Consider the following 23,541-nt stretch of genomic DNA (forward strand, 5'->3'; position numbering starts at 1 on the left):
TCTCCCTCATGAACCCTTTTCCTGCTGGAGGGAGGAGAGGACTTCCTCCAAATTCCTTGCCCTTTCAAGCCCCACTTCCGAAAGACTGCGGAGAAGTTCCTTTACTTTTTCGTTTTCGCTTTTTTCCATCAGATACTGATAGATCTCAGCGGTGAGCTTTTCGGCCCCAATCATATGTTCGAGGATCTCCTCGAGATTCCCACTGTAGGCCAGCTCCCTAAGGCGATCTTCAGAAAGCTGGACTTCCAGAAAGTGACCTCCAGAATCGGCGGGATTTTTCCCGGGAAACTCCTTTCTAAAGGTTTCGAGGAGCCTTTCCGCATTCCCAACGCTTTCCTCGTACATAACCTTGAAAAGCCTGGTTACCCTCTGATCCCAGACGGCATCCTTGCTCAAGAGGCGAAGTGTGTTGTACATCTCCGCTTTCTTCATCTCCTGGTTGATGATGTATGACAGCAGGGCTTTGTAGTCCAAACCCTCGATCTCTTCTATTGACCCCCCGAGCGTTTCCCTTTCCCCCTGCCCGTATCTAGGTGTGGCCATCGTATCACCTTTGGACTTTTCGGGGCTTAGCCTTATTTCGTTTTCCTTTCCGTTTGAAATAAAAGGGCAGAAGAAGACCATCAGACGTAGTAGTACTCACCCCTCTCCTTCTGCTCCCTGTCCTTAACGCTTCCCTCTTTGTTGGCCCTCGGCCTTCCCGTCTCAGGATCCCTGCGGAAGGTTATTTCAACGCTGGCCAGGAACCTGTTCATTCCCTCGCGCATTCCCATCGGGGGTAAAGCTTTTCCGTGCTTTCCTGGCTCGCCCTCGAAGACTATCAGCCTGTCGCTTAGATAATCAACCATCATGACGTCGTGCTCGACTATTAGAGCGGTCTTCTCGTTCTTGGCTATCAGCGAGCGTATGGCCTTCGAAACAGCAAGCCTCTGCTCGACGTCGAGGTGAGCTGAGGGCTCATCGAGGAGGTACAGGTCAGCATCCCTGAGCAGGCAGGCCGTTATGGCAACGCGTTGCAACTCACCACCGCTAAGCTCGCTGACTTTCCTGTCGTAGAGGTCAGGAATGCTGAGCGGGTTCAGAAGTTCGGTCTTGTAGAAGTTGCTCATGAGCTTGGCAGCATCGATTTTGCTCAAGAGATCGTAAACGGTTCCCTCGTAGTCCGTCTTGATGTACTGGGGCTTGTAGGAAACGGTCAGCGACCAGTCAACTTCGCCCTCGGTGGGCTTCTCAACTCCGGCGAGCATCTTGACGAAGGTCGTCTTACCTATGCCGTTCGGACCAACTATGCCAACGACCTCGCCGACGTAGAGCTCTCCTCCTTCGGCTTCAAGCCTGAAAGTCCCGTAGTCCTTTACGAGCCTCGGGTACTGGACGAGTATCTCGCCTTCTCCGCTCTTCCTTTCGCTTCTCTTCGTGAAGCTTATCTCAAAGGGCCTGAAGCGGACGTTTTCGTCCCTCAGGTAGCCCCTGAGAAACTCGTTTATCCCGTTCCTCGTGCTCTTCGGCTGGGAGAAGATACCGTACGCTCCCGGCTTGCCGTAGACGACGTGGATTATGTCGCTCATATAATCCAGAAGGGCCAAGTCGTGTTCAACCGTGAGGACGTTCTTTCCGCTTTCGGCGAGCTTCCTTATGGTCTTCGCTATCCTGAGCCTCTGCCTTATGTCGAGGTAGCTCGACGGCTCGTCGAAGAAGTAGAAGTGGGCATCCCTTAACAGGGCGGCCGCTATGGCAACCCTCTGAAGCTCACCGCCCGAGAGCTGTTGTATCTCTCTGTCAAGGACGTTTTCAAGCTCCAGCTCCTTAACGACCTCCTCGAACTTTCCGCTTTCATCGGCCTTCTTCAGCAGGTCCCTCACCTTTCCCTTCACCGCCTTCGGGATGAGGTCGACGTACTGCGGCTTGACGATCGGCCTTATCTCGCGGTTCTTGAGCTTTTCAAAGTAGTTTTGAAGTTCGTTGCCGCGGAAGGCCCTTATCACATTGTCCCAGGAGTCGTTATCGCCGCAGAGGTTCGGGAGGAGCTGGCCGGAGAGTATCTTAACGGCCGTCGTCTTACCGGTTCCGTTCGGTCCGAGAACGCCAACAACCATGCCCTCCTTCACAACCGGGAGGCGGTAGAGGACGAAGGAGTTAATGCCATAGCGGTGGACGCAGTCCTCGTCGAGTTGCTCCGGCAGGTTGACGATGGTTATGGCGTTGAAGGGGCACTTGTGAACGCAGATTCCACAGCCGGTACAGCTCGCCTCTTGGATGATTGGCCTATAGTTTTCTTCGTCTATGATTATCGCTTCTCCACCCATTCGATTGACGGGACAGACCCTTTCGCACAGGAAGTGTCCGCATTTATCGGGATTGCACTTGTCGTAATCGATGACCGCTATCCTTGCCATTCTCACCACCGGGCTTAGCTGAGGCGGGTTCTTTTAAAGGCTTGCGGGCGGTTGATTTTTAAACTCAACCTCAACCTTCCTTCGATGATAATCCACATCGGAATAGACGACACCGATTCACCCAACGGCATGTGCACAACCTACCTTGGGGCCCTCCTCTACAGGGAACTGTCCATGTTAGCCGAGCCTCTCGATCTGCCGAGGCTTATAAGGCTCAACCCCAACATTCCCTACAAGACGAGGGGAAACGGGGCAGTTGCCATTAGCTTTGAAGCCGAAGAAGAGCTAATCCCCGACATCAAGAATACAGTCCTGTTCTACGTGAGCCAGCTGGCCGATTTTGAGCACGAGAACACCAACCCGGGCGTCGTCTTCTTCGAGGGCGAGATTCCGGAGGAGCTGAGGGAGTTTTCCCTTAAAGCTTTGAGGGAGCACGTTACCATCGAAGAGGCCGAGAGAGTTGCTGAAGATGCTGGAGCCGAGTACTTCAAGTTCAAGCTCGGCAGGGGGATTATAGGCTCTCTAGCGGCGATAGGCTATCCGCTTGAGAGGTTCACCTACGAGCTTTTAGCATACCGCGAGCCCGAAAACTGGGGGAAGCCGAGGAGAGTGAATTCGGAGAGCGTTTTTTTAGCGGACAAATGGGCTTATCCATTCAGCTACGACAACGTCGATCCCCAAAAGAGAACCGTCCTCATAACGCCGCACGGCAAGGACCCCGTTCTTGCGGGGATCAGGGGAATTGACAGGGCTAAAGTCCTTCAGGTCTTTGAGATGGTTGAGTTCGAAGAGCCCGTCGCTTTCTACCAGCTCTATAAGACCAACCAGAACACCGACGACCACTTAGTCCCGAAGAAAATAGGCGAGCTCAAACTCTACGACAGTGCTATCGTTCGCGGTAGGGTTGCTTCGCCCTACTGGGAGCGCGGGAGGCACGTTTTCTTCGAGCTTGAGGACGAGACCGGAAAAATCAGGGTAGCGGCCTTTGAGCCGACCAAGAAGTTCCGCAACTACGTGAGAAAGCTCCTTCCCGGTGATGAGATCATAGCCGCCGGGGGCGTTAAGGAACACGAGGGCGTTCTAACGCTCAACCTCGAGAAGTTTTACCCGGTTAAACTCGTTCCCAAGATCGAGTATAAAAAGCCTAACTGTCCCAGATGTGGCGGAACGATGAAGAGTAAGGGCGACTACCTCAAATGCAAGCGCTGTGGCTTCAAGATGCCCAAAAAGCTCATACCCATCGAGATTCCACGTGATTTGGAGAGGAAGATCTACGAGGTTCCTCCCGATGCAAGAAAGCACCTCTCCAGGCCACTAGTTCTTCCCGGAGGGGAGGACGGGCTGTTGGAAGCACTCAGTAAAAGCCATAAGGGAAAATAAACAATTGTGATTGGGTGCTTTAAATTGAACCAGAAATCCCGGATAAAGCTCTTCGCTTACTCTCCTTTGAAGCTCGTTGAGAAGACTCTTAAAAGTCCGGAGGAAATAAAAGAGTACGCTGATTATCCCGTGGTCTGGGTCAACGTCAACGGTATGGAGGGGCTTGAGGTTCTTGAAGAACTCGGTTTCTCGGGGTTTTTTGTCCGGGTTCTTCGGCGCTTTCGGGGTTCCAAAGCGATTGTTCTGCAGGATCAAATTCTGCTAATGGCCCACCAGGTCTACCGCGTTGAGAGGGGTCTCAAAAAGGAGAAAACCGCGTTCCTTCTCAAGGGCAACCTCGTGGTGACGATACAGGAGAGGCCAGGGGATGTATTCAACAGGATCCGCGAGAAGATTAGAAACGAGGGCAGCGTCCTCAGAAACTCCGGGCCGGATTACCTGTTCTGTGCTCTCCTAGATGCCACGGTTGAGAACTACGTTCCCATAATTGAGGAAATCAGCACTTCAGTTGAGAGGCTCGAGGACATGGTCTTGAAAAGGACTGATCGGGAGCTTCTGAGGCACATTCAGAGCATCAGACGGCAGACGTTTTTCCTCAGGAGGGCTATTTTTCCACTCCTTGAAAGCTTTAGGAAAATCCGCGTTGAGGGATCGGCGCTGTTTGGAGAGAACGCCAAAATCTACCTCGAAGACCTATCCAGCCACGTTCTGGAAGTTCTCGATCTGATAGAAAGCCAGAGGGACATGGCAGACGGCCTTTTGGATATCTATTACTCATCGATCTCCCTGAGAACCAACGAGATAATGGGCATACTCACGGTAGTTTCCACGATCTTCATACCCCTCACTTTCATAACCGGACTCTACGGCATGAACTTCAATCCAGAGGCTTCGCCCTACAACATGCCCGAGCTGAACTGGTACTACGGCTATCCGGCGGTTCTGCTCCTAATGCTGGCCATAGCCGTTGGGATGCTGGTGTATTTCAGGAGAAAGGGGTGGATCTGAACTCTTTTGGGTGTTCAATATTGTTTTAAACCCCGCCTCAAACTCACAACCATGCTCGAAAAGCTCTTCAGCCTCGGCTACTCCAAGACCTTCGCTGAAAGATATTACCAGCTCTGGGGAGAGAGGGCACTGGCGATAGCCGAGGCCATGGAAAAGCCCCTACCGAGGTGCTTCCGCGTTAATACCCTCCGCATCGAGGTGCCGAAGCTCACCAAGCTCCTCAACAAGAAGGGCTTCCAGTTTAAACGAGTTCCCTGGGCCAGGGAAGGCTTCTGCCTCACTCGCGAGCCCTTCTCGATAACCTCAACGCCGGAATACTTAAGCGGTCTTCTCTACATCCAGGAGGCCAGCTCGATGTATCCCCCCGTTGCCCTCGACCCCAAGCCAGGTGAAACCGTTGCCGACATGGCGGTAGCGCCGGGAGGAAAAACCTCTTACCTCGCCCAGCTGATGGAGAACGAGGGCATTATTTACGCCTTCGACGTCGGCGAGGAGAGGTTAAAGGAGACGAGGCTTAACCTTTCGCGCCTCGGCGTTACGAACACGGTCCTTTTCCACAGATCTTCCCTTTACATAGACGAGCTCGGCGTTGAGTTCGACAAAATCCTTCTCGATGCACCCTGCACCGGCTCCGGGACGATACACAAGAACCCTGAGAGAAAGGCCAACAGGACGATGGAGGACGTTAAGTTCTGCCAGGGCCTCCAGATGAAGCTCCTTGAGAAGGGTTTGAGCGTGCTTAAGAAGGGCGGAATCCTCGTCTACTCCACCTGCTCCCTCGAGCCGGAGGAGAACGAGTTCGTTATCCAGTGGGTTCTCGACAACTTCAACGTGGAACTGCTCCCGCTCCGCTACGGCGAGCTGGCCTTAACCAAGCCCTTTGGAATTGAGTTAAGCGAAGAGATAGCAAAGGCGAGGCGCTTCTATCCCGACAGGCACGGGACGAGCGGCTTCTTCGTTGCGAAAATCAAAAAGCTCTGAGTCAGTCCTCAGATTCCTTGACAAGCTTTTCCTCGATTTCCCTGAGCTTTTTAAGGACGTCTTCGCTGAGGTGTTTCTCCAGCTCTTCCCTGGCGGCCTTCGCCAGCTCGAACTTCGAGTCGTACTTTCCGAGCGACGTCCAGTGTATCTTCTTGCCCTCGACGAATACATCTATGTCGCACAAACGCTTGTAGCCGGAGTACTCGATGCCCTTGAGGAGAAACTTGACGCGCTCGGGCTTCTCCCACGTCAGGAGCTTGAGTTTGTAAACTGGAACGCGCATGAAGGGCCTCGGATAATCCCAGTCCCAGCCCTCCCCGACTACGAAGCCGAGGTCTAAATCCTCGATAACCATCATGAGCCTCGCGATGTTCTCCTCGTAGCGCTTTTCCGTGTCGTAGATTTTTATCGTCAGTTCGTTCCACTCGGGAAGGAGCTTGAAGAGAAGCAAAGGCGCGTCGATGCTGAGTTCGCGGTAGACATGGAGGAAGCCCCTCCGTATCAGCACGGCACCCTCGATTTCTTCGGGCCCAATAGGGCAGCTGAGCCTTTTCTTTGTGACTCCAATGACTGTATCGCCGGCTTCGCCCTCATCGAGGGCATCTTTGAGGGACATGACTTCTCCACCGTACTTTTCGGCTATGAACCCTAGGGCTTCCTCAACCTTCTCTGGAACGCGGAGGAATATGAGCGTGCTCTCCACGTGAACCTTCTCCACGGGGAGGTTTTGGTTTATCACGGTGCTTATGACGTATGCTGCTCCGTGCTTTATCAGGAACCCCGTCTTGGGCGGGAGGGTCTTCTTTATCCACTCGTCGGTGACGAATAGAACCGTCTCGAACTCACTGCTCTCCCTTATCGCCTCTTCCGTCGGCATCTCCCTGACGGAGAATATCTCCCCTATCGCCTTCTTAACAGCTTCCGGATGGGCAGTCCTGAGGAAGATTATGGACGGCCCGAAGCGCATAAACCTCATCACAAACCCCTCCAGAGCTTGTAACCTCTATCCATATCGGTTCCAACGGGGTAGTCAATCCTCACAATCCTTCCGCTGGGGAGGAAGAGGAAGTTAACGCCGAGGACCGCGTTTAGCCCCTTTGGAACGACCTTAAAGTTATGGCCGTAGAGCTTGAAGTCCGCCTCAACGCCGGCAACATCCTCCCAGCTGTGCCCGAGGGCCAGCCTCACTCCTTCTATCTCCACAACAGTGCCCGGCTCAACGACGGCGTCTCCAAAGAACTCCCTAACCATTTCCGGGTCATCTTCGTTGCCCGGGACGATGTAAAGCTTAGCACCGGAGTTTTTCAGGATTCTCGCCAGCTTTCTTAGTCCAGCTCGGTAAAGGGGGAGGAGTTCGGGCTTCCTCTCTAGCTTGACGTTGTCCACCAGATCGCCCGTATGGACAATTACCTCCGGCCTGAACTCGTCAATCAACTTCCCTAGAAAGGAGTAAACGCTCTCCGGCGTATCACCTATGTGCATGATGAGCGTCTCCTCTGAGGAAGAGCGTAGTTTTCTGAGCTTTCTCCTTCGCATGAACCCCAGCATTACGGAAGCACCTTGGTATGTTATGTTGGACGTAAGAGGCTTTAAAGGTTCCACTCGGAAGAAAAGTTCGTGGGATATCTGAGCAGTTTAAAAACGGTTAAAAGGAAAGCGCTTTACCCGTATCTTCTTTCTTTCGCAGCTTTGACAAGCCCCTTAAAGACCGGTGCGGGATTCATTGGCCTCGATTTGAATTCAGGGTGGAACTGGGTCGCTATGAAGTAGCTGTGGTCGGGCAATTCAAGGATTTCCATCCTCCTCTCGTCGTCCCCAGCGATGCCGCTGAAGACTAGACCAGCTTCCTCAAACTTTTCGACGTAGTCGGGGTTAACCTCCCAGCGGTGTCTGTGCCTCTCGTAGACTATCTCCCGGCCGTAAAGCTTCCTGGCCAGCGTGTCCGGTTTTATGTAAACTGGATAAGCCCCGAGCCTCATGGTTCCGCCGAGCCTGTCGAGGTCGCGCTGTTCGGGCATTAAGTCCACTACCGGGTAAGGCGTCTGCGGGTCTATCTCTGTTGAGTGTGCCCCCTTAAGGCCGAGAACGTTTCTCGCGAATTCGACAACTGTTAGCTGGAAGCCGAAGCAGATTCCGAGGAAGGGAACCTCGTTTTCTCTGGCGTAGCGTATGGCCATCATTTTACCCTCGGTTCCCCTTGCTCCAAATCCACCGGGGACTATTATTCCATCAACGCCCTCCAGAAGGCCCACGCCTTTTCTCTCAACGTCTTCCGCCTCAATCCACCGTATTTTGACCTTCACGTCGTTGGCAACGCTGGAATGCTTCAGGGCCTCTTTAATGCTGAGGTAAGAATCGGCCAGCTTGACGTACTTTCCGACTATCGCTATCTCCACTTCCCTTTCCAGTGACTTGTACTTTTCAACCATTTCGCGCCAGGCCTCAAGTTCGGGCTCTCTCTCCGGAAGGCCGAGCCTCTTGGTGAGGTATCTCCCAAGCCCTTCCCTCTCAAGCATCAGCGGAACTTCGTAGGTGTCCTCAACGTCGTAGGCACTGATCACGGCTTCCTCCGGGACGTTTGTGAAGAGGCTTATCTTCCTTCTGGCCGATTCTTCAAGGGGTTCTTCCGAGCGGGCCACTATGGCATCAGGCTGAATTCCAAGGCTTCTAAGCTCTTTCACGCTGTGCTGCGTTGGCTTGGTCTTCTGCTCGCCGACGACCCTAAGTTTTGGCACGTAGGTGACGTGGACGAAGGCGACGTTTTCCCTGCCTTCTTCGAGCTGCATTTGCCTAGCCGCCTCGAGGAAGGGCATCCCCTCGATGTCACCAACGGTTCCACCTATCTCGACAATGACAACGTCGTAGTCCCTCGCTATTCTCCTGATGCGCTCTTTAATCTCGTTTGTGATGTGGGGAATAACCTGGACCGTCGCTCCCAGGTACTCGCCCTTCCTCTCCTTCTCGATTACGGCAGAGTAAACCTTCCCGGTTGTTATGTTGTGGTCGAAGCTTAAACTGGTGTCCAGAAAGCGCTCATAGTTGCCTAGATCAAGGTCAACCTCGCCGCCGTCGTCAAGGACAAAAACCTCGCCGTGCTGGTAGGGGTTCATCGTTCCGGCGTCGTAGTTGATGTAGGGGTCTATCTTGATGTTCGTTGTCCTAAAGCCCCTTGCCTTCATGAGCATGCCGAGAGAAGCGCTGGTTATGCCTTTACCGAGACCACTGACGACACCACCCGTGACGAATATGAACTTTGTCATGGCAAAACCTCCACCAGTTATGTCGTGGGTTGATGGAGAGGTGTTTAAAAAGCTTTGTCCTGGAGGCTTTGCTGTCCTTCTTCCCCGTCAGAGCCCAGAGGAAAGGCAGATTCGGACTCATTGATAGGTCCTATCTCCTCTTCGCTCACAGTAGTCTCAGAAGGAGCAACCGGGGTGGGCGGTTTTTTGCTCATGGTCTTTAAAAGCTGATTGATTTCGTATACAAAGAAGAGCAGGCCCGCTAAAATCCCCATGAAAATAAACGGGAGCTTCGAGGGAAGTTCCAGGCCCCTATGCCATCTGTAGAGAAGATAGTTCTGATACGCAAAGAGATACGTAAACCAGCCGATGAGAATAGCCTCGACCGAGTACTCGACAACTTTACCCCAACTTATGCTTTCCATGAGCTTCTCTATTTCCATGGCTCCCGCCGTATCCCGAATTACCGTGGTGGTTAAAAAGTTTTGGACGGGAAACGTTAAAAGTTCCCCTCCCAAATCGGGGCGGGAGCTGACGTGATGGAGTACTTCCCCTACAAGATCCTTAGACCTCATCAGAAGGAGTTCATAGAGCTCGTTAACGAAGCGGTTAGAAGCGGTCGTAATCTAATAATCGAAGCCCCCACCGGCTTTGGAAAGACAATCAGCGTTCTGGCCGGTGTTCTGCCCTATGCAAAGGAGATGGGCTACAAGGTCCTCTATCTTGCAAGAACTCACAGGCAGATGGATCGGGTCATAGAAGAGCTTAAGGAGATCAACAAAAAGACTTCCGTTTCCGGAGTCGAGCTCAGGAGCAGAAAAGAGCTCTGCCTTCACAACTACCTTAGAGAATACACCACCGACGCGTACACTGCCATGGTCGTCTGTAAGAATCTGAAGAAAAGCGGAAAGTGTCAGTTCTACGAGAACGAGAAAAAGAAAAGAGAGGAGTTTGAGGAGGTCGCGAAGTTCTTTCTGAGTGAACCGGCCCACCCGGCGGAGATACTCGATTATGCAGAAACCCTTGAGTTGTGTCCCTATGACCTTACCCGGAAGGTAGCGGAGAAAGCCGACGTTATCGTGGCCAGCTACCTCTACATGATCTCACCAGGGATTAGGGAGGCGTTTTTAGAAGGCCTGGGCCTTACATACTCGGATCTTATCGTGATCTTTGACGAGGCCCACAACCTTCCCGATCAGGCCATCTCGGCTTTAAGCGACAGACTGAGCATTCACACGGTAAACAGGGCTATAAAGGAGGCGGATGAGTACCGAGAGAACGAAATAGCGAATTTCCTCAGCATCTTCGGGAAAGGACTTGAGTTGCTTTACTCGGAGAAATTCTCGGACAGGGAAGTCTCGGAGGTTCCTATACCTCCGGAGAGCATCTTTGCCCATCTTATGAACGTCCTCGGGATTGACGCACGCTATCTGATAAAGACCCTTAACGAGATGGTAGCTGTGGGGGACTCCATAAGGGAATACAGGATCGAGAAAAACCAGCCGCCTAGAAGTTACATCGGCAGGGTCGGTGAATTTCTTCTTCTCTGGTTCTCTCTGATCGGTAGGGATGACTATCTGTTTTTGATGACCAGAGAAAAGGGCCTGAGCCTTGAACTGGTTGCCCTTGATCCATCGAAGGCCCTGACCTTTGTAAGAGAGGTTCAGAGCGCAATCTTCATGTCTGGAACATTAACTCCCCTGGAGGCCTTTAGGGACGTTATGGGAATTGAGAACTCAATGCTGAAGAAGTTCCCGAGGATGGTAAAGCGAGAGAACGCACTGGTTCTCGTTGCAAGGGATGTCTCCACGAGGGGAGAGGAAAGATCCCTTAAAACTTACAGGAAGATGGTGGACTACATCGTCGAAGCTGTCAGGATAATACCGAAGAACGTTGGTGTCTTCACAGCCTCCTACGAAGTCCTCCAGGGACTTCTCTCGGCTAATCTCCAGGTGAAGCTGGAGGAAACTGGAAAGGCCGTCTTCATTGAGAAGCAGGGTGCATCCTCCAAGGAGAACGACCTCATGATAGCCCAGTTCAAAGCACATTCCAAAACCAACGGAGCCGTTCTGCTTGGAGTTATGGGCGGGCGGAACAGCGAGGGGCAGGACTACAGCGGGGACGAGATGAACGGCGTCGTTCTGGTCGGTCTTCCGTATGCGAGGCCAACGCCCAGAATCGAGGCCCAGGTGAGGTACTTCGAAGCAAAGTTCCCGGGCAAGGGCAGGTACTACGGTTATTATTTGCCCGCCCACAGAAAGCTCGTTCAAGCTGCTGGGAGGGTTCATCGTTCCGCCGAGGAGAAGGGCTCGATAATCATCCTGGACTACCGTGCCCTCTGGAGAAGCGTGAGAAAAGACCTGCCCGACTGGCTCGGAGAGGGCATGAAGCCCGTTGATCTAGCTAAGATGAAGTTCTATCTCAAAAAGTTCTGGGCTAACAACAAGGGTCAGTAAATCTTGACTTCTGTATGTGAAGTTTTTTGTGCTATGACGAAAAATATTTAAGGTAGAATGTCGAACTCTAAATACCCCCACAACCAAATGGGGGAGAACGATGAGAAAAGCGGCCGTGGTGTTGCTGGCCCTTGTGTTCTTGGAGGTGGTTCTGTGAGGAAAGCCCTTCTCCTGCTCTTCCTTTTTGCACTTCCCCTGGCTTCCGCCGCTCCTCCCTGGTTCAAGCCCGGTGCCTACCTGTCTTACCACGCCTTGGATCCCGCCGGGAGGAATCTAGCTGTCTATCACTGCAACGGCACCTACTTTTTGATATCCGGTGTCTCCGAGGTCACGGTCAACTTCTCTGTGCTTGAGGTGTACGAAAACCGCGCGAGGGTTAGGGTTGAGCTGGTTCTTGTACCGGCCCTTAAAAACGAGTCCTCCGTTCGCCCAGGCCTTAGGATAACCTTCCTGTCCGGATCCGAAGGTTCCTGCGGGTTCTGGGGGGATGGGGAGGAGTTAAATGGGACGGTTTACGGGAACGAGGGAGGGAAGCTTATTAACGTGACCACGATCATTGTGTACCACCCCCTGACCTTCAGCGGCACTTACCTGGTGAACCTTGAGGACGGCACGGTCTACGGAAGCGATGGGAGACCCCTCGGGCACACGGCCCTCTGGGGCCTCTACGAGCTTAAGCCGGGCGACGTTTTCACCTACGTCAACGGAACTCCTGTGAGGGTCGTCAGGAACAACAACGTTGATTACGACCTGATAACATATTGGAAAACATTCCAGCGCCCCAACGGCAACTTGGTGACCAACTGGACTCACGTCGTCTTGCCCTTCTACGAGACCCACTTCATGGGCGTCTACTACTACAAGCCGGCCCTCGACATTACAGGGGTCATCATGGACGCCCCCCCCGGATATTAAAGTGATAGACATAGCCTCGCTCTCGGTTCAGGACGTTGAGGCGGAGCGCTACAACCTGGCCCACAGGGATGAGCTCATTAGCGGAAAGCTCAGGGTGATTCGCCCCTCGGGGCTGAGCCTCTACGATACCAACATCGAGGTGGATGGGGTGTACGTTAAGGGTGAGGCTCCTAAAACGCCGCTAGTCTACGTCTTTCTGGCCTCGCTGGTTCTTCCGCTTGTTGCCTACGTGAGGAGGTGATAGCTTGAGAGGACTGCTCAAATGGGAGCTCTCCGAGCACCTGAGGGTTTCGATGCTTGTGATCGGGATCCCCGTCCTGCTCATGGTTTTGGTTTCCGATCTTCTGAGCTATGCCCGGGCGTTCTCCTATTCAAGCGGCGGCTCGCTTGGGGTGGAGATCTCCGAGTGGTCGGTTTCCCATAGCCCCACCGGCCAGGTTATACTGTCAGTCTTCGGGATAAACCATTTCTGGATCCTCCTCTTGATCCTGATAGTCATCATGGGCGTGATGGTCTTCCGTGCCGACAGGGAGGGCGGCTACGCACAGGCAATATTCACCCTTCCGCTTTCGAAGGGAAAGGTCTTCGGGATCAAGTTCGCGGTACTGCTCATATACTCGCTTCTCCTGCTCTACCTCCCCGTTTTCCTCTTCCTCGCGACCGCCTTTGCAAGCGTCCCCGACCTGTTCTCGGAACTCCTCGGCTGGGCGGACTTCAGGAACCTCCTTGTGTTCGCCCTGTACTTCGCACTTTACTCGTCTGCCCTCTCCGCGCTCGTCTCCCTCGTCCTCCCGAACTCGTCTCAGGCAATAATGGTGGCCTTCATACTGCTCCTCCTTCCCAGCCTCCTCGGTATAGGTCTCCCGCCCTTCAGCTTTGTAAGCGCCATCCCCAAACATCTGAACGCGGTCTTCAGCCCCGGGTACATACTTCAGGGACTGATAGTCCCCGGGATCCTCATGCTGCTTTCCCTGATACTGACCGAGAGGAGGGATGTGGTTTGAAGCGCTTCCTGGCTGGGATACTCCTCTCCCTCATCCTCTCAGCCCTGGCACTCGCGGCAGTTTATCCTTTGAAGTCGGGCGCCTCAATAACAACTCCTCCCGTTCGGGTGAGCAGAGCCGAGGGAAGTAACTACACAGTCCACAACAGTCTCTCCCTCCACATCCCCGCATGGTCCAGGGTCAACCTCACGTGCGGCGACGGTACTGGGGAGCTCTACGTCTACAACGTCTTTACGGGAAAGGTCGTTTTTAAGGCTCCAATCTACGGGAGTTTGAAGGCCAGCTTTCCCGTCCCCTATGAAGGCACCTATTCCATCGACTTCCGTGGGAACGGTTCTGCCACCTGCAGTCTCGTGGTCACAGACTTCCACGCTCCCCTCAAAACCCAAAAGAGGTATTCCCTGATCGGGATTCTCTCCTCGGTGTTACTCTCGCTCCTGCTGTGGAGGTGGTATGGGTGATAAAGGCCGTTGAGCTCAGGAAGTATTTTGGTAGTATAAAGGCCTTGGATGGTCTGACGGTGGATATGCCAAAGGGCGTTAACCTTGTGGTTGGGCCGAACGGTGGGGGTAAGAGCACGTTTTTCAAAATAGCCGCGGGAGTTTACAGGCCGACGGGGGGTAAAATCAGAGTTCTTGGAAAAGATCCCTGGGTCGATGCAGATTTCAAGAGGAAAGTGGGCGTTTCCTTTGATCCTGCGGCGTTTCCACCCCTGATGAGCGGCAGGGAATGGCTCTCACTGTTTGCCGAGTACAGGGGAGGGAGTGTGAAGGATGTAGCCGACCTTTTGGAGCTTGATTTTCTTGACAGAAGGGTTAGGGAGTATTCTTCCGGAATGAGGAAGAAGCTCAGTCTCGCCCAGGCTTTTCTGGGGGATCCAGAGCTCATAATGCTGGACGAACCGCTGGCGAACCTCGACTTTGACTCCATGGGAAAAGTAGTGGAGGTGATAGATGAGTTTAGGGATGGCTCGAGCTTCCTTCTGATCAGCCATATATGGGAACCCCTGCTTCCTGTCGTGGACAGGATTTACCTCATCAGCAACGGAAAGCTCGTTGCCCAGGGCGGGCGGGATGAGATGGCCGGGAGGCTAAAGGCCATTTACTCCCTCAGCGAACCGTGAATTCCTTCTCAACCCTTACCCTTGCACCTTTGACGTAGGCAAACTTGACTACCCTGTACTCCCCCGGAGTGAGTTCAACCGGGATCCTCTGCTCAACGGTTTCACCCGGTATGAGAACGATCCTTTTTTCCAGAAAGACGAGGCCCAAGTTAAGCTTTTGCCAGAAGCCCACATACTCATAGAGTTCAACTTCGTTCGTTATCTCGACTTTGGCTAAGTTGGGGTTGCTTATTCGGAGAACTATCCCACCCTTCCTGGGAATGACCTCTATTTCAAGCTCAACTTGAGGAGGGGATCCATAGGGAATCACGCCAAATTTATCTTCATCGGGTACCTTTACAATCTTCATCTACAGCCCTTTCTTGTAAGTTACCATAAATGTTTCGCTGTGCCCCCGGGGAGCGAAGCGGGATCACGGCTCGCCGGACGCTCACCCGCCGCGGTTTCCCGGGGGCGTTTGGAATTTTGGGTTATGCCTTGAAAAGTTTTTTCACTTCATGAGCGAATAAACCCCGTATGCGGCCAGCAGGAGAAGACGGATGGTTTTATACGCTTCTTCAACTGTTTCTGAACTAAACTTTATCCTTTTTCCGTCCAGTCTTTCAACGAAAGGCAATAGCTCTGCTGCATCTGCCATGTGGCTTCCCAGGAATCTGATCTCAACTTCCATCGGCTTTTCTGTTGTTAAGGGTTTTGTCTCGCCTTCCTCGAACTTTAACACGGCTTCGGTTATTCCGGCGGTTAGAAGGGCTTTAACCTTGACCATGCTGGGACTCCTCGAGGAGTACCGCGTGATCGAATCCTTGAGTGGAACCCCCACAGCCCAGGGGGCATAAGTTTTCACGTCGGTTTCAATGAGAGCTCTGTCCCCAGCCACCAGGATTACCGGAATACCCTTCTCGCCCAGAAGGTAGGAATTCAGCAGGAACTCGCTTACTTCTACGCCGTTTACCTTTATCCAGTCGACGGTAGAGCTGCTGTACGTATGATCAAAGGAGGTCCTTTGGGTTCCTGCTCTGGCGTGATAGCCCAAGAAGATGGCCGCGTCACTACCTTCGGCACCTTCAACCATTCCAAGGGGTCTTGGGGATCCTCTGACCAGCTCGACGTACTCGGGCATTTCCTCGGGGATAACGGTTATCATGGGCCCGTGGCCGTCGGCAACCACGACTTCATCGAAGCCGTTGTCATAGAGAGCGTTTGCCGCGATCTTCACGATCTCCGTGGCGATTCTTCTGGCTTCGTTGTAGAGTGGAGTGCCCGGCCGCAGGTGGAGTGGAGAAACTATGTACGGCAAACCCTCAAGGTCTATGGACACAAAGGCCCTCATCCCTCACTCCTCCGGGAGTTCCTGGCAGGGACAGAGCATGACCAGGACTTTTCTATGCCTTGGTCCGTCCAGTTCCACAAAAAGGATTCTCTGCCATGTTCCAAGCAAAAGCTCTCCCTCATCTACGGGTATGACCAGCTCGGAGTTCAAAAGGAGAGAGGCTCTGAGATGGCTGTGGGCGTTGTTGTCTATTCTGTCGTGGAGGTAGCCCTTTCCCTTCGGTATCAGCTCTTTCATCTTTGACTTGAAGTCCTGGAGAAGGCCTCTCTCGGGTTCGTTTATCATCAACCCGGTGGTAGTGTGCTTCGTGAACACCAGTGCTATGCCGTGCTTCATTTTTCCTTCCCAGACTTTCCGCTGAACCTCGTCCGTTATGTCGATTATCTGGAACCTCTCCTTTGTGGGAACCTCTATCGTGAAAATCAACCCTGTCACCCTAACTGAATAGAAGAAAAGGGGATTAAACCCTTTCGGCCTCAGAGTGTTTTGAGCAGTTCCTCGAGGATCTCCCTTGAGGTCTTAACGCCGTCCTGAACCAAGTACCTCAGAATAACGGCCAGCTCATAAGCCCTGAGTAATCTCTCGTAGTCTTGGTCTGAGGTCTTTGAGAGAACCTCCTTTCTGAGGGTGGAATATATCTCCCCAACGGCGTCTCTGAAGAGGACTTCCTCTCCGATAAGCTTTCCCTCGAGTAGTGCCTTTGTAAGATCCCTCACGTAATCCAGAGGATCATCCTCATGCCTTCTTCCCATTAAGCCCCTTAGCCGTTCCATTCGCGATCACCTTTTTCTCTATCTCGGTGTCCGCCGCACTGAGGAGGATCTCAGCCATGAGAATCGAGGAGAACCTCCTATCCCTGACCTCTAGGGCAACGTCTATTGCCCTTGAGACATTCCCAAGCTTCAAGAGACTGTGTGCTATGTCCGCCAGGGCTATTGAACGGAGGCGTTCGCTCCGTATCCTCTCGGCAACCCTCATGGCCCCTTCAACGTCACCGCGAAGAAGAGAATACCTCACCATCTTCACCATTACTTCCTCGTTTCCAGTACGCTCCCAGATGGCCCTTACTACCTCCCAGTCGCCATCCTCTGGCTTCTCCAGGAACCTGTTCATAACTGCCTTCCCGACTACGGCAGCTTCCCTGTCGTTTAGGGTACGAATAAAGTCCGCCAGGTGCTTTGGAGAAACATCAAGAAGCCTGAGTGAAGCTTCAACCAAAAGCTCTTTTCCATCAAGCTTTCTTATGAGATCTGCGGCTTCAAAGGGCTCCCCGGTAAGGGCAAACGCTATGGCCAGCTCAATTTTGAAATCTTCTCCAAACTTTTCAACGAGCTCCTTTGATAGCTCCTTTAGAGGAATCACGTACCTCTCCAAAACCCCATACTCTTTCAGGAAGAAGAGGGCCTCCTTAAAGGCGTACTTTGCCCACTCCCTGAGTCCGATCTCTTTTATGACGTTTATCCCATTTTCGTAGCTCCCCATAAGGAAGTAGGACTTCATTATCTCTATTAAAGCCTTTGAACGGAAGGGCTCGGAGTGTATCATCTCAAGTGCCATTTTGCTCTTTCTGATTCTGTAGGCGACTTTTACTTTTTCTGACCCTATTAGGGCTGTATTTCTGCGGATTATCTGGAGCAGGACTGCATCCCTCAACCCCTCAGACTTTATCTCGCTGGCATAATAAATGGCCTCGTTTATCTCCCCCAGGCCGAGCATGTACCTGGCCGCCAGGGCCATTAGCTCATCCCTAATCGGAGCGGGCAAACTTTTTGAGTCCTCAACAACGCGCTGATAAACTTTCTTCGACGTCTTCAGGCCGGATTTTGCCATTGAGTATCCGATGGAGAGAAGAGCTTTCATGACCTTTACAGGGTCTTCTATATTCTTTGACGTCTCAATAGCCTTGATAAAAACGAACTTGAACCTCTTGTCGTTGATTTTAGCCAGCCTCTCGGCGATTTTCGCGTAGGTGGTTGCCCTCAGGTAGGGGTCGGGGATAGTTTCAACAGTTTCAATGATTTCATCTATTACCATTAGCGATACCCCCGGAATTTTATTTCGGAATTAGGGTTCTTAATATTATCGTCCCAAATGCTTTTAAAAGGGCGAGTAAAGCTTTTTCTATGTACGCAGTAATCTTTGGCAAAAATCCAGACCTTAGTGAGGCCGAATTTTATTCATTCAGCAGGAGATTCGGCCTTAAAGTTCGACCAATCGAGTCCAGTCGTCACTGGTTGTTATTCGATTCATCACCGGACGTTGAAAGGCAATTCTACTGGCTCGGCGGCTCCCTCAAGCTCGTGAGAATAGTTGGCGAAGGCGAAGAGGCTATCAAAGACCTTGAATACTCCAAAATCTTCACGGTCAGCCTCTACGGAAGGAGCGACTGGAAGCTCTGGAGGAAGCTGGGAAGCGAGATAAAGAGGCACTTCAAGGAAGAAGGGCCGGCTAAGTTCTTCAAGCCCGCCAAGGTTTATTCGATGCCTGCGGAGCTCATCCTGAAGGGCTTTCCAGAAGTTAAGGACTTCGTCTTCCTCTTTAGGGATGACGGAAGCTTTCTCGTCGGCGAGACCGTTAAAGTGACCGACCCATTCGAGCTGAAGAAGCTCGACGTCGAGAGGCCGGTTCAGAAGCCAATCCTCTCGATCCCGCCAAGGCTTGCGAGGATAATGGTGAACCTGACGGAAGTAAGAAAAGGCAGCTTCCTGGATCCTTTCTGCGGAATTGGGACGGTGGTTCAGGAGTTCGTCCTTCAAGGTTTGAACGCCTATGGGAGCGACCGCGATCCGGAGCAGATACGGGCGGCAAAGAAGAACCTCACCTGGCTCAGGAAGGAGTTCAGGCTTAAAAACTCGGCCCATTTAGAGGTCTGCGACGCGAGGAAGTTAAAACGCTGTTTTAGACAGAGGTTCAACGCCATAGTGACGGAACCCTATCTTGGGAAGCCCCTCCGGAGAAACCCGAGCAGGGGGGAGGCAATTAAACTCGCCAACGAGCTCGACCGGTTCTACTATTCGGTCTTCGAGAGCTTTGCCGATGTTCTCAAGAGAAATGGAAAGGTCGTCTTCGTCTTCCCGGCTTACAAGCTGAGCGACGGTGGGATATACAGAAAAGAGAGGAAGTGGCTCGGAAAGCTCGGCTTCGAGGTTCTGGGGAGATACACGGACTACGAGGAGAGGCACCGCTTAATCAGGGACATCCACGTGCTGAGGTACAGGGGTTAACCAACGCCGAACGTCCGTTTCAGGATCTCCTTAACTTCATCCATCTTCTCGGGGCCAATCTCCCCAATGCTCTTGATAATGAGCGATTTTTTGACCGTAAAAACAGAAGAACAGTCTATGAAGCTCTTATTCTTGAGCTTACCCCGAAGGAGGTCTTTCTGCTCAAGTTCAACCTGAAATTCCTCAAAGTGTGGGCTTCCGGTTATTTTGAGCACTATCAAATCGTCGCTTACCTTGTTTAGCTCATCGGAGCTGACAACCAGTACTGGACGGAGCTTCTCTCCCAGGTAGTCTGTGAAGGGAAGCCCCAAGAGGAGTATCTCACCCTGCCTAAAATTCGAAGAGCTCCTCGGCATCCTCCCCCTCCTGCAGGAGCTTGAGGTATCCAAGCTCTTTCATCGCGTCCCTAACTTCAACCTTCTCGATCAGCAGCTTAATCCGTGAACCAGGGGGTATGTTCAGTTTTTTGAGTGGAATTATCACATCACCGCGGTAGATGGCAACTATCTCCTCAGGCATGATTAAAAATTAGAGGATCCGCTTTTAAACGTTTGGAGCTGTTACCCAATGAGCCTCTCGTGTTCCTGCTTTATGCACCTGTGTGCCACAGCTGTGAGTCCGGCCTCTTTGGCTTTCTTAAAGGCATCCCGGTTATAGGTGTTGAACTGGAACCACACGACCTTGGCGCCCTTCTCTATCGCCTGCTCCACGTAATCCATCGTGAACTCCGGGCGGACGAAGAGGTCGACTATCTCAACTTCATCCGGGATATCGAGGACGCTTGGGTAACACTTCCTTCCGAGGACTTCTTCATAGCGGGGGTTTACAGGGTAGACCTCGTAGCCCTTCTCTAGGAGATACCGCATCACCCTGTTGGCGTCGCGCTCCGGTTTTGGAGAAGCTCCCACGAGGGCTATCTTCCTGTACTTCGTGAGTATTTCCTTGATTTCCTCATCGCTAAGCCTGTCAACGGGCATTATCCTTACCATCTTACCACCAGCCTGCTTTCCACCTCAAGGTTTAAAGGAATAACCCTCCAAGAATTTCCGGTGGTGCAATGGCCCTCTACGAGGAGAAGGTTTCGAGCAGGGGCTTCAGGATTTTTCTGATCTTAGCAGCGCTGCCGATGCTCTTCGGCCTCTATGCGACCTACATGGCCGGTGAGGGCTTTGAGTTCATGCTCATCACAGCGCTTCTCGTCGTGCTCGTGTTGGTAGATGCTATGGAGCTGAGGATCGAGATAGACGAGCGCGAGGTGAGGATACGGGGGCCAATCGGGCTCATCACCAGAAAGACAGTCAGGATAGAGAACATCGCGAGCTTCTCCGTCGCGGAGGGCTGGATGAGCTGTTCTGGAGCAGTCCACTTCAGTCTCCCAGCCAAGGGCTGCGTAATGCTGAGGCAGAAAAAGGGGTGGACGGTTTCTTTCACGACGAACCATCCCGAGGAGGTTGCCCGGATTCTGGCGATGCTCGGCGTTCCACGAGAACCTTAGTCCCCTTCACCCCTACCACCACTACCTTCTCTCCCCTTTTTGCGGTTCCTTTTATACACTCGGCGCTCCAAAGCTCACCGTTAATCTTCACGAGGCCTTCTGGAGCTAAATCCTCAACCACCACGGCGGTTTTCCCGATCAGACTCTCGGGGCCCGTTCGGGGCCTGGCGCTGAGGCCGCCGCGCAGGACGAAGGGAGCGATGAGAAAGTCCTTGACCAGAAGGATGCCTATGATGACCGCCACCGCCCAGAGGGGAACCGCAACCCCGAATCTCGGAAGTACAATAAGAATGAAGAGGCCCACAGCGATTTCGTCCGCCGCCAGCGCGAGGAGCGTTATGAGGTTCCTCATTACCCACCACCAAGCCATCTCCAGTATGGATTCAGCTCGATGATGCTCCACCACTTCTTGAGCTCTTTTCTGGCTTCCCTGTAGTCTGGATAAAAGCGCCCGACGAGGTTCCAGAACTCCTTTGAGTGGTTCATGTACTTCAGGTGGGCCAGCTCGTGAACCACCACGTATTCCCTGAGCTCGGGCGGGACGGAAACGAGGCGGACGTTGAAGTTAATGTTCCCCCTGGGAGAGCAGCTTCCCCACCTGCTTCGCTGGTGCCTGATGAATACCTTCTTTGGGGAAACGCCCATCTCTCTGGAGTATTCGTTGACTAAAGCCAGTATCCTGGGTCTGAGATATGACTTAAGCTCGGCGATGGCCTCGTCTGGATAGGCTGAGAAGACGACTGTTCTGAACTTCTCGTGCACCCTGGTCTTTCTCCCGCGGATGACCTTGTATGGCTCCCCGTCTATGGGAAACCCCGACCCGGTTCTCTCGCGGAGGTTTTTAATCTCGGCGAGCTTGGCCTCAAGCCACCCCTTATGGCGCTCCACAAAGGACTCAACGTCAAAGCCTTCGGGTGCGGTAACGACTACCCTGCCGTCAGGCTTCACCTCAATCCGCGCGTACCTGACGGGTCTTCTCCTGATTTCCAAGTCCATCCCATCACCTTTTAAGGGAATCTGACAACTTGAACTTATGAACCTTCGGGTTATCGAGAAAAAGGCCAAAAGCATTTACACCCGCTCGAGGATTCCCGGCGTCGATTGGACAGTGAATCAGTACGTCGGCTGCACCTTCGCCTGCAAATACTGCTACGCCAAGTTCATGGCGAAATGGAGAGACTACGGCGAGTGGGGCACCTGGGTGGAAGTTAAGACCAACGCACCCGAGCTGGCCAGAAAGCGCGTTAAAGGGAGCGTTGTCATGTCCACGGTTAGTGACCCGTACCAGCCGATAGAAGCGGAGCTAAAGCTGACGAGGCGGATTCTCCAGTATATGGACAAGAGGAACGAGCTCTCCATCCTGACGAAGTCGCCGCTTGTTACGAGGGACATTGAGCTCTTTAAACTCTTCCGCTCGATAGAGGTGGGTTTAACGATAAACGGCTTCACGGGAAGAGAGAAGAGGCTCTTCGAACCGCTGACGCCTGTTCACGGGGCGAGGGTGAGCGCACTAAAGGAGCTGAAGGAAGCCGGGCTGAGGACGTACGTCTTTGTTAGCCCGATAATCCCGGGAATAACGGACGTCTTCGCGATAGTCGAGGACACGAGAGACTTTGCGGACTACTACTTCTTCGAGGTTCTGAACCTTCGGGCGGCGGGAAGGGAGTTTCAGGCCCTGCTCAAAGAGGGGTACCCGGAAAGCTCCGAGGCTCTGACCGACCGCGGGAAGTTCGGGGAGTTTCTGCGGAAGCTGAAGGAAGAGATAAAAGGCCTTGGGGTAAAGGCGGAGGGGATAGAGACTCACCAGAGGGGGTGGGAGTTCCTTAAGCTGTAGTTGGAGTTGTTTCCACGTCTTTGTCTCAGTCACAGCATCTTTAATGAGATCCCGTAGGGCTCATCCTCCTTCCTCTCGGCACCGAGTATCTCATCGAATTCATACTCCTCACGAATACCCAGGAGGATCTCGACCTCCTTTGGTGTAAGCACTGGCTTTCTCCAGTTTTCGTAGTCATCTACTGGAACCCTCGGACAGGCAACTACAACGTAAGCATCAAAATCGAAGCCTTCCAGGGCAGAATAGCTTACGTAGTCCATGGCTATAAGTCTGGCGTACTTTCCGTGCTCTCTGAGAAGATTAATGATCTTCCTCGCCTCCGCCAGTCTGAGCTGTCCCTTTTTTGTACTTATGACGACCCCGAATTTCTCTGCGTCCATGGCCTTGACTATCTGGCCCCATCTTTTTCTGACCAGCCTTTCCGCGTCTTCGTTTATCCAGATGGCATCGCCGGAATAGGGGTTTACAGCGAGAGTGGGTTTTTTCGTGGCAATTGCCACGCCTATCGGGTGGAAGTAACCGGCCCCGACAAAGAGAGCCCCTTCCGCTTCCACCTTGGCGGCCGAGAAGTTGCAGCCTAAAACCTGTCCCGGCCAGCTTACCCTGGAATCTCCCCTGCCAATCAGGACTTCAAAGCCCTTCTCCTCGAGAAAGCGGCACATTCTCTCAAGATGGAGTATGTGCTGGGCGGTGGTAACCAGGGCTATCCTCTTCCCCAGCTTTCTTATCTCACCGAGGTTTTTCTCGAGGGCGGGGATTGGATCAACTTTTGCAAAAGCCGGGACGAAGATCGTTGGAACCTCCAGGTGTAGCGTCATGTAGCTATGTCCCAGGTGTATAAGCGCGTCGCATCCAAGCAGTTTGGCCTTTGAATCAGCGGGATCACACGCCCCATAGTTGATGTCCCCGTTTATTATGACCTCTATACCTTTGGCTTCAAGAAAATCGGCAAGTTCTTGGGCTTCTTTTTTAAGACCCTCTGGCGTTTGTATAAGGACCCTTTTTGAGCCAATCTCGCGGAGCCTTTCCACTATCTCATCGAAGGGTATCTCGTGCATTTCACCACCAGGTTCTTCAACAGTGGGGGGGTTTAAATGGGCTCCGGTCGGGCAAACCTTTTTAAATCCCATCTCGATTCCCTACGCGGAGGGGCGGC

At 52.8% G+C, this 23,541-nt stretch carries 29 protein-coding genes; 12 read left to right on the plus strand and 17 right to left on the minus strand.

From position 1 onward, the window contains the following. Positions 1-6: 6 nt before the first annotated feature. Complete coding sequence (locus tag A3K92_RS03190) at positions 7-543, minus strand: ferritin family protein (RefSeq protein ID WP_157722418.1); 537 nt, start codon at positions 541-543, stop codon at positions 7-9. An 80-nt stretch (positions 544-623) separates the two neighbouring features. Further along, positions 624-2,396 carry a ribosome biogenesis/translation initiation ATPase RLI gene (locus tag A3K92_RS03195; protein WP_088884889.1) on the minus strand — a complete coding sequence of 591 codons (1,773 nt, stop codon included), beginning with the start codon at positions 2,394-2,396 and terminating at the stop codon, positions 624-626. 84 nt (positions 2,397-2,480) lie between these two features. Here A3K92_RS03195 and tiaS point away from each other — a divergent pair, with 84 nt between their 5' ends. The 3 genes from tiaS to A3K92_RS03210 are packed head-to-tail and all read left to right on the plus strand — an operon-like array spanning position 2,481 to position 5,765. Continuing rightward, positions 2,481-3,776 (plus strand): tRNA(Ile2) 2-agmatinylcytidine synthetase TiaS, encoded by a 1,296-nt coding sequence (gene tiaS / locus A3K92_RS03200; protein ID WP_088884890.1) that lies wholly within the window; start codon positions 2,481-2,483, stop codon positions 3,774-3,776. Positions 3,777-3,800: 24 nt separating this feature from the next. Beyond that, on the plus strand, positions 3,801-4,784 hold the full coding sequence (corA, locus tag A3K92_RS03205; protein WP_088884891.1) for a magnesium/cobalt transporter CorA: 984 nt from the start codon (positions 3,801-3,803) through the stop codon (positions 4,782-4,784). 51 nt (positions 4,785-4,835) lie between these two features. Next, complete coding sequence (locus A3K92_RS03210) at positions 4,836-5,765, plus strand: NOL1/NOP2/sun family putative RNA methylase (protein WP_088886026.1); 930 nt, start codon at positions 4,836-4,838, stop codon at positions 5,763-5,765. A 1-nt stretch (position 5,766) separates the two neighbouring features. On the opposite strand, the gene A3K92_RS03215 is transcribed toward A3K92_RS03210, so the two are convergent. The 4 genes from A3K92_RS03215 to A3K92_RS09450 all read right to left on the minus strand — a co-directional run bounded on the left by A3K92_RS03215 (position 5,767) and on the right by A3K92_RS09450 (position 9,447). Continuing rightward, positions 5,767-6,741, minus strand: a complete 975-nt coding sequence (locus A3K92_RS03215; RefSeq protein ID WP_088884892.1) for a hypothetical protein — start codon at positions 6,739-6,741, stop codon at positions 5,767-5,769. Further along, the gene (locus tag A3K92_RS03220) at positions 6,741-7,313 is read right to left on the minus strand and encodes a metallophosphoesterase (protein WP_088884893.1); all 573 of its coding nucleotides are present in this window, start codon (positions 7,311-7,313) and stop codon (positions 6,741-6,743) included. Before A3K92_RS03220 ends, A3K92_RS03215 begins: the two co-directional genes overlap by 1 nt. 113 nt (positions 7,314-7,426) lie before the next feature. Then, positions 7,427-9,025, minus strand: a complete 1,599-nt coding sequence (gene pyrG, locus A3K92_RS03225) for a glutamine hydrolyzing CTP synthase (RefSeq protein ID WP_088884894.1) — start codon at positions 9,023-9,025, stop codon at positions 7,427-7,429. A gap of 44 nt (positions 9,026-9,069) precedes the next feature. Continuing rightward, the gene (locus A3K92_RS09450) at positions 9,070-9,447 is read right to left on the minus strand and encodes a hypothetical protein (protein WP_198361954.1); all 378 of its coding nucleotides are present in this window, start codon (positions 9,445-9,447) and stop codon (positions 9,070-9,072) included. A gap of 96 nt (positions 9,448-9,543) precedes the next feature. Here A3K92_RS09450 and A3K92_RS03235 point away from each other — a divergent pair, with 96 nt between their 5' ends. From A3K92_RS03235 to A3K92_RS03255, 6 genes are all read left to right on the plus strand, one after another. After that, positions 9,544-11,460 (plus strand): helicase C-terminal domain-containing protein, encoded by a 1,917-nt coding sequence (locus A3K92_RS03235; RefSeq protein ID WP_088884895.1) that lies wholly within the window; start codon positions 9,544-9,546, stop codon positions 11,458-11,460. Positions 11,461-11,613: 153 nt separating this feature from the next. After that, complete coding sequence (locus A3K92_RS03240; protein ID WP_232460912.1) at positions 11,614-12,375, plus strand: hypothetical protein; 762 nt, start codon at positions 11,614-11,616, stop codon at positions 12,373-12,375. Position 12,376: 1 nt separating this feature from the next. Beyond that, complete coding sequence (locus A3K92_RS09580; protein ID WP_232460913.1) at positions 12,377-12,616, plus strand: hypothetical protein; 240 nt, start codon at positions 12,377-12,379, stop codon at positions 12,614-12,616. A gap of 4 nt (positions 12,617-12,620) precedes the next feature. Beyond that, the gene (locus A3K92_RS03245) at positions 12,621-13,379 is read left to right on the plus strand and encodes an ABC transporter permease (RefSeq protein WP_088884896.1); all 759 of its coding nucleotides are present in this window, start codon (positions 12,621-12,623) and stop codon (positions 13,377-13,379) included. Beyond that, complete coding sequence (locus tag A3K92_RS03250) at positions 13,376-13,840, plus strand: hypothetical protein (protein WP_088884897.1); 465 nt, start codon at positions 13,376-13,378, stop codon at positions 13,838-13,840. The genes A3K92_RS03245 and A3K92_RS03250 overlap by 4 nt, the downstream gene beginning before the upstream one ends. Next, on the plus strand, positions 13,837-14,502 hold the full coding sequence (locus A3K92_RS03255; RefSeq protein WP_088884898.1) for an ABC transporter ATP-binding protein: 666 nt from the start codon (positions 13,837-13,839) through the stop codon (positions 14,500-14,502). The genes A3K92_RS03250 and A3K92_RS03255 overlap by 4 nt, the downstream gene beginning before the upstream one ends. Here A3K92_RS03255 and A3K92_RS03260 read toward each other — a convergent pair. The 5 genes from A3K92_RS03260 to A3K92_RS03280 form a co-directional block, all read right to left on the minus strand. After that, on the minus strand, positions 14,489-14,851 hold the full coding sequence (locus A3K92_RS03260; protein ID WP_088884899.1) for an immunoglobulin-like domain-containing protein: 363 nt from the start codon (positions 14,849-14,851) through the stop codon (positions 14,489-14,491). The two genes, A3K92_RS03255 and A3K92_RS03260, sit on opposite strands and share 14 nt — an antisense overlap. Before the next feature lie 141 nt (positions 14,852-14,992). After that, positions 14,993-15,832, minus strand: a complete 840-nt coding sequence (locus A3K92_RS03265; protein ID WP_088884900.1) for a M55 family metallopeptidase — start codon at positions 15,830-15,832, stop codon at positions 14,993-14,995. A 3-nt stretch (positions 15,833-15,835) separates the two neighbouring features. After that, positions 15,836-16,258: a secondary thiamine-phosphate synthase enzyme YjbQ gene (locus A3K92_RS03270; RefSeq protein ID WP_088884901.1), complete on the minus strand. Its 423-nt coding sequence runs from the start codon at positions 16,256-16,258 to the stop codon at positions 15,836-15,838. Positions 16,259-16,308: 50 nt separating this feature from the next. After that, the gene (locus tag A3K92_RS03275; RefSeq protein ID WP_088884902.1) at positions 16,309-16,605 is read right to left on the minus strand and encodes a hypothetical protein; all 297 of its coding nucleotides are present in this window, start codon (positions 16,603-16,605) and stop codon (positions 16,309-16,311) included. Further along, positions 16,568-17,866, minus strand: a complete 1,299-nt coding sequence (locus A3K92_RS03280; protein ID WP_088884903.1) for a prenyltransferase — start codon at positions 17,864-17,866, stop codon at positions 16,568-16,570. Before A3K92_RS03280 ends, A3K92_RS03275 begins: the two co-directional genes overlap by 38 nt. Before the next feature lie 89 nt (positions 17,867-17,955). Between A3K92_RS03280 and A3K92_RS03285 the strand changes: the two genes are divergently transcribed. Beyond that, positions 17,956-19,056 (plus strand): TRM11 family SAM-dependent methyltransferase, encoded by a 1,101-nt coding sequence (locus A3K92_RS03285; RefSeq protein ID WP_088884904.1) that lies wholly within the window; start codon positions 17,956-17,958, stop codon positions 19,054-19,056. Here A3K92_RS03285 and A3K92_RS03290 read toward each other — a convergent pair. The 3 genes from A3K92_RS03290 to A3K92_RS03300 are packed head-to-tail and all read right to left on the minus strand — an operon-like array spanning position 19,053 to position 20,045. Continuing rightward, positions 19,053-19,412 (minus strand): type II toxin-antitoxin system PemK/MazF family toxin, encoded by a 360-nt coding sequence (locus tag A3K92_RS03290; protein WP_088884905.1) that lies wholly within the window; start codon positions 19,410-19,412, stop codon positions 19,053-19,055. The two genes, A3K92_RS03285 and A3K92_RS03290, sit on opposite strands and share 4 nt — an antisense overlap. Next, positions 19,387-19,575: an antitoxin family protein gene (locus tag A3K92_RS03295; protein WP_088853093.1), complete on the minus strand. Its 189-nt coding sequence runs from the start codon at positions 19,573-19,575 to the stop codon at positions 19,387-19,389. The genes A3K92_RS03290 and A3K92_RS03295 overlap by 26 nt, the downstream gene beginning before the upstream one ends. Positions 19,576-19,616: 41 nt before the next feature. Continuing rightward, positions 19,617-20,045 (minus strand): CoA-binding protein, encoded by a 429-nt coding sequence (locus A3K92_RS03300; RefSeq protein WP_088884906.1) that lies wholly within the window; start codon positions 20,043-20,045, stop codon positions 19,617-19,619. A gap of 68 nt (positions 20,046-20,113) precedes the next feature. Between A3K92_RS03300 and A3K92_RS03305 the strand changes: the two genes are divergently transcribed. Then, entirely contained in the window at positions 20,114-20,551 is a 438-nt protein-coding gene (locus A3K92_RS03305) for a hypothetical protein (protein WP_088884907.1), read from the plus strand. On the opposite strand, the gene A3K92_RS03310 is transcribed toward A3K92_RS03305, so the two are convergent. Together A3K92_RS03310 and A3K92_RS03315 are read right to left on the minus strand one after the other, a co-directional pair. Then, positions 20,484-20,903: an NfeD family protein gene (locus tag A3K92_RS03310; RefSeq protein ID WP_088884908.1), complete on the minus strand. Its 420-nt coding sequence runs from the start codon at positions 20,901-20,903 to the stop codon at positions 20,484-20,486. The genes A3K92_RS03305 and A3K92_RS03310 overlap by 68 nt on opposite strands. Then, positions 20,903-21,547, minus strand: a complete 645-nt coding sequence (locus A3K92_RS03315) for a M48 family metallopeptidase (protein ID WP_088884909.1) — start codon at positions 21,545-21,547, stop codon at positions 20,903-20,905. The genes A3K92_RS03310 and A3K92_RS03315 overlap by 1 nt, the downstream gene beginning before the upstream one ends. A gap of 37 nt (positions 21,548-21,584) precedes the next feature. Here A3K92_RS03315 and A3K92_RS03320 point away from each other — a divergent pair, with 37 nt between their 5' ends. Continuing rightward, positions 21,585-22,385: an SPL family radical SAM protein gene (locus A3K92_RS03320; RefSeq protein ID WP_088884910.1), complete on the plus strand. Its 801-nt coding sequence runs from the start codon at positions 21,585-21,587 to the stop codon at positions 22,383-22,385. Between the two features lie 29 nt (positions 22,386-22,414). On the opposite strand, the gene dph2 is transcribed toward A3K92_RS03320, so the two are convergent. Beyond that, positions 22,415-23,443: a diphthamide biosynthesis enzyme Dph2 gene (gene dph2, locus A3K92_RS03325; RefSeq protein WP_088884911.1), complete on the minus strand. Its 1,029-nt coding sequence runs from the start codon at positions 23,441-23,443 to the stop codon at positions 22,415-22,417. Positions 23,444-23,541 lie beyond the last annotated feature (98 nt).

The sequence above is a fragment of the Thermococcus gorgonarius genome (assembly GCF_002214385.1).
Classification (GTDB): Archaea; Methanobacteriota_B; Thermococci; order Thermococcales; family Thermococcaceae; genus Thermococcus; species Thermococcus gorgonarius.

What these genes read in the sequence shown, in the direction of transcription:
- A3K92_RS03190 (WP_157722418.1), bottom strand. Translation starts at nt 543, where the DNA reads ATGGCCACACCTAGATACGGGCAGGGGGAAAGGGAAACGCTCGGGGGG.
- A3K92_RS03195 (WP_088884889.1), bottom strand. Translation starts at nt 2,396, where the DNA reads ATGGCAAGGATAGCGGTCATCGATTACGACAAGTGCAATCCCGATAAA.
- tiaS (WP_088884890.1), top strand. Translation starts at nt 2,481, where the DNA reads ATGATAATCCACATCGGAATAGACGACACCGATTCACCCAACGGCATG.
- A3K92_RS03210 (WP_088886026.1), top strand. Translation starts at nt 4,836, where the DNA reads ATGCTCGAAAAGCTCTTCAGCCTCGGCTACTCCAAGACCTTCGCTGAA.
- A3K92_RS03215 (WP_088884892.1), bottom strand. Translation starts at nt 6,741, where the DNA reads ATGAGGTTTATGCGCTTCGGGCCGTCCATAATCTTCCTCAGGACTGCC.
- A3K92_RS03220 (WP_088884893.1), bottom strand. Translation starts at nt 7,313, where the DNA reads ATGCTGGGGTTCATGCGAAGGAGAAAGCTCAGAAAACTACGCTCTTCC.
- pyrG (WP_088884894.1), bottom strand. Translation starts at nt 9,025, where the DNA reads ATGACAAAGTTCATATTCGTCACGGGTGGTGTCGTCAGTGGTCTCGGT.
- A3K92_RS09450 (WP_198361954.1), bottom strand. Translation starts at nt 9,447, where the DNA reads ATGGAAATAGAGAAGCTCATGGAAAGCATAAGTTGGGGTAAAGTTGTC.
- A3K92_RS03235 (WP_088884895.1), top strand. Translation starts at nt 9,544, where the DNA reads ATGGAGTACTTCCCCTACAAGATCCTTAGACCTCATCAGAAGGAGTTC.
- A3K92_RS03260 (WP_088884899.1), bottom strand. Translation starts at nt 14,851, where the DNA reads ATGAAGATTGTAAAGGTACCCGATGAAGATAAATTTGGCGTGATTCCC.
- A3K92_RS03265 (WP_088884900.1), bottom strand. Translation starts at nt 15,832, where the DNA reads ATGAGGGCCTTTGTGTCCATAGACCTTGAGGGTTTGCCGTACATAGTT.
- A3K92_RS03275 (WP_088884902.1), bottom strand. Translation starts at nt 16,605, where the DNA reads ATGGAACGGCTAAGGGGCTTAATGGGAAGAAGGCATGAGGATGATCCT.
- A3K92_RS03280 (WP_088884903.1), bottom strand. Translation starts at nt 17,866, where the DNA reads ATGGTAATAGATGAAATCATTGAAACTGTTGAAACTATCCCCGACCCC.
- A3K92_RS03285 (WP_088884904.1), top strand. Translation starts at nt 17,956, where the DNA reads ATGTACGCAGTAATCTTTGGCAAAAATCCAGACCTTAGTGAGGCCGAA.
- A3K92_RS03290 (WP_088884905.1), bottom strand. Translation starts at nt 19,412, where the DNA reads ATGCCGAGGAGCTCTTCGAATTTTAGGCAGGGTGAGATACTCCTCTTG.
- A3K92_RS03295 (WP_088853093.1), bottom strand. Translation starts at nt 19,575, where the DNA reads ATGCCTGAGGAGATAGTTGCCATCTACCGCGGTGATGTGATAATTCCA.
- A3K92_RS03300 (WP_088884906.1), bottom strand. Translation starts at nt 20,045, where the DNA reads ATGGTAAGGATAATGCCCGTTGACAGGCTTAGCGATGAGGAAATCAAG.
- A3K92_RS03305 (WP_088884907.1), top strand. Translation starts at nt 20,114, where the DNA reads ATGGCCCTCTACGAGGAGAAGGTTTCGAGCAGGGGCTTCAGGATTTTT.
- A3K92_RS03310 (WP_088884908.1), bottom strand. Translation starts at nt 20,903, where the DNA reads ATGAGGAACCTCATAACGCTCCTCGCGCTGGCGGCGGACGAAATCGCT.
- A3K92_RS03315 (WP_088884909.1), bottom strand. Translation starts at nt 21,547, where the DNA reads ATGGACTTGGAAATCAGGAGAAGACCCGTCAGGTACGCGCGGATTGAG.
- A3K92_RS03320 (WP_088884910.1), top strand. Translation starts at nt 21,585, where the DNA reads ATGAACCTTCGGGTTATCGAGAAAAAGGCCAAAAGCATTTACACCCGC.
- dph2 (WP_088884911.1), bottom strand. Translation starts at nt 23,443, where the DNA reads ATGCACGAGATACCCTTCGATGAGATAGTGGAAAGGCTCCGCGAGATT.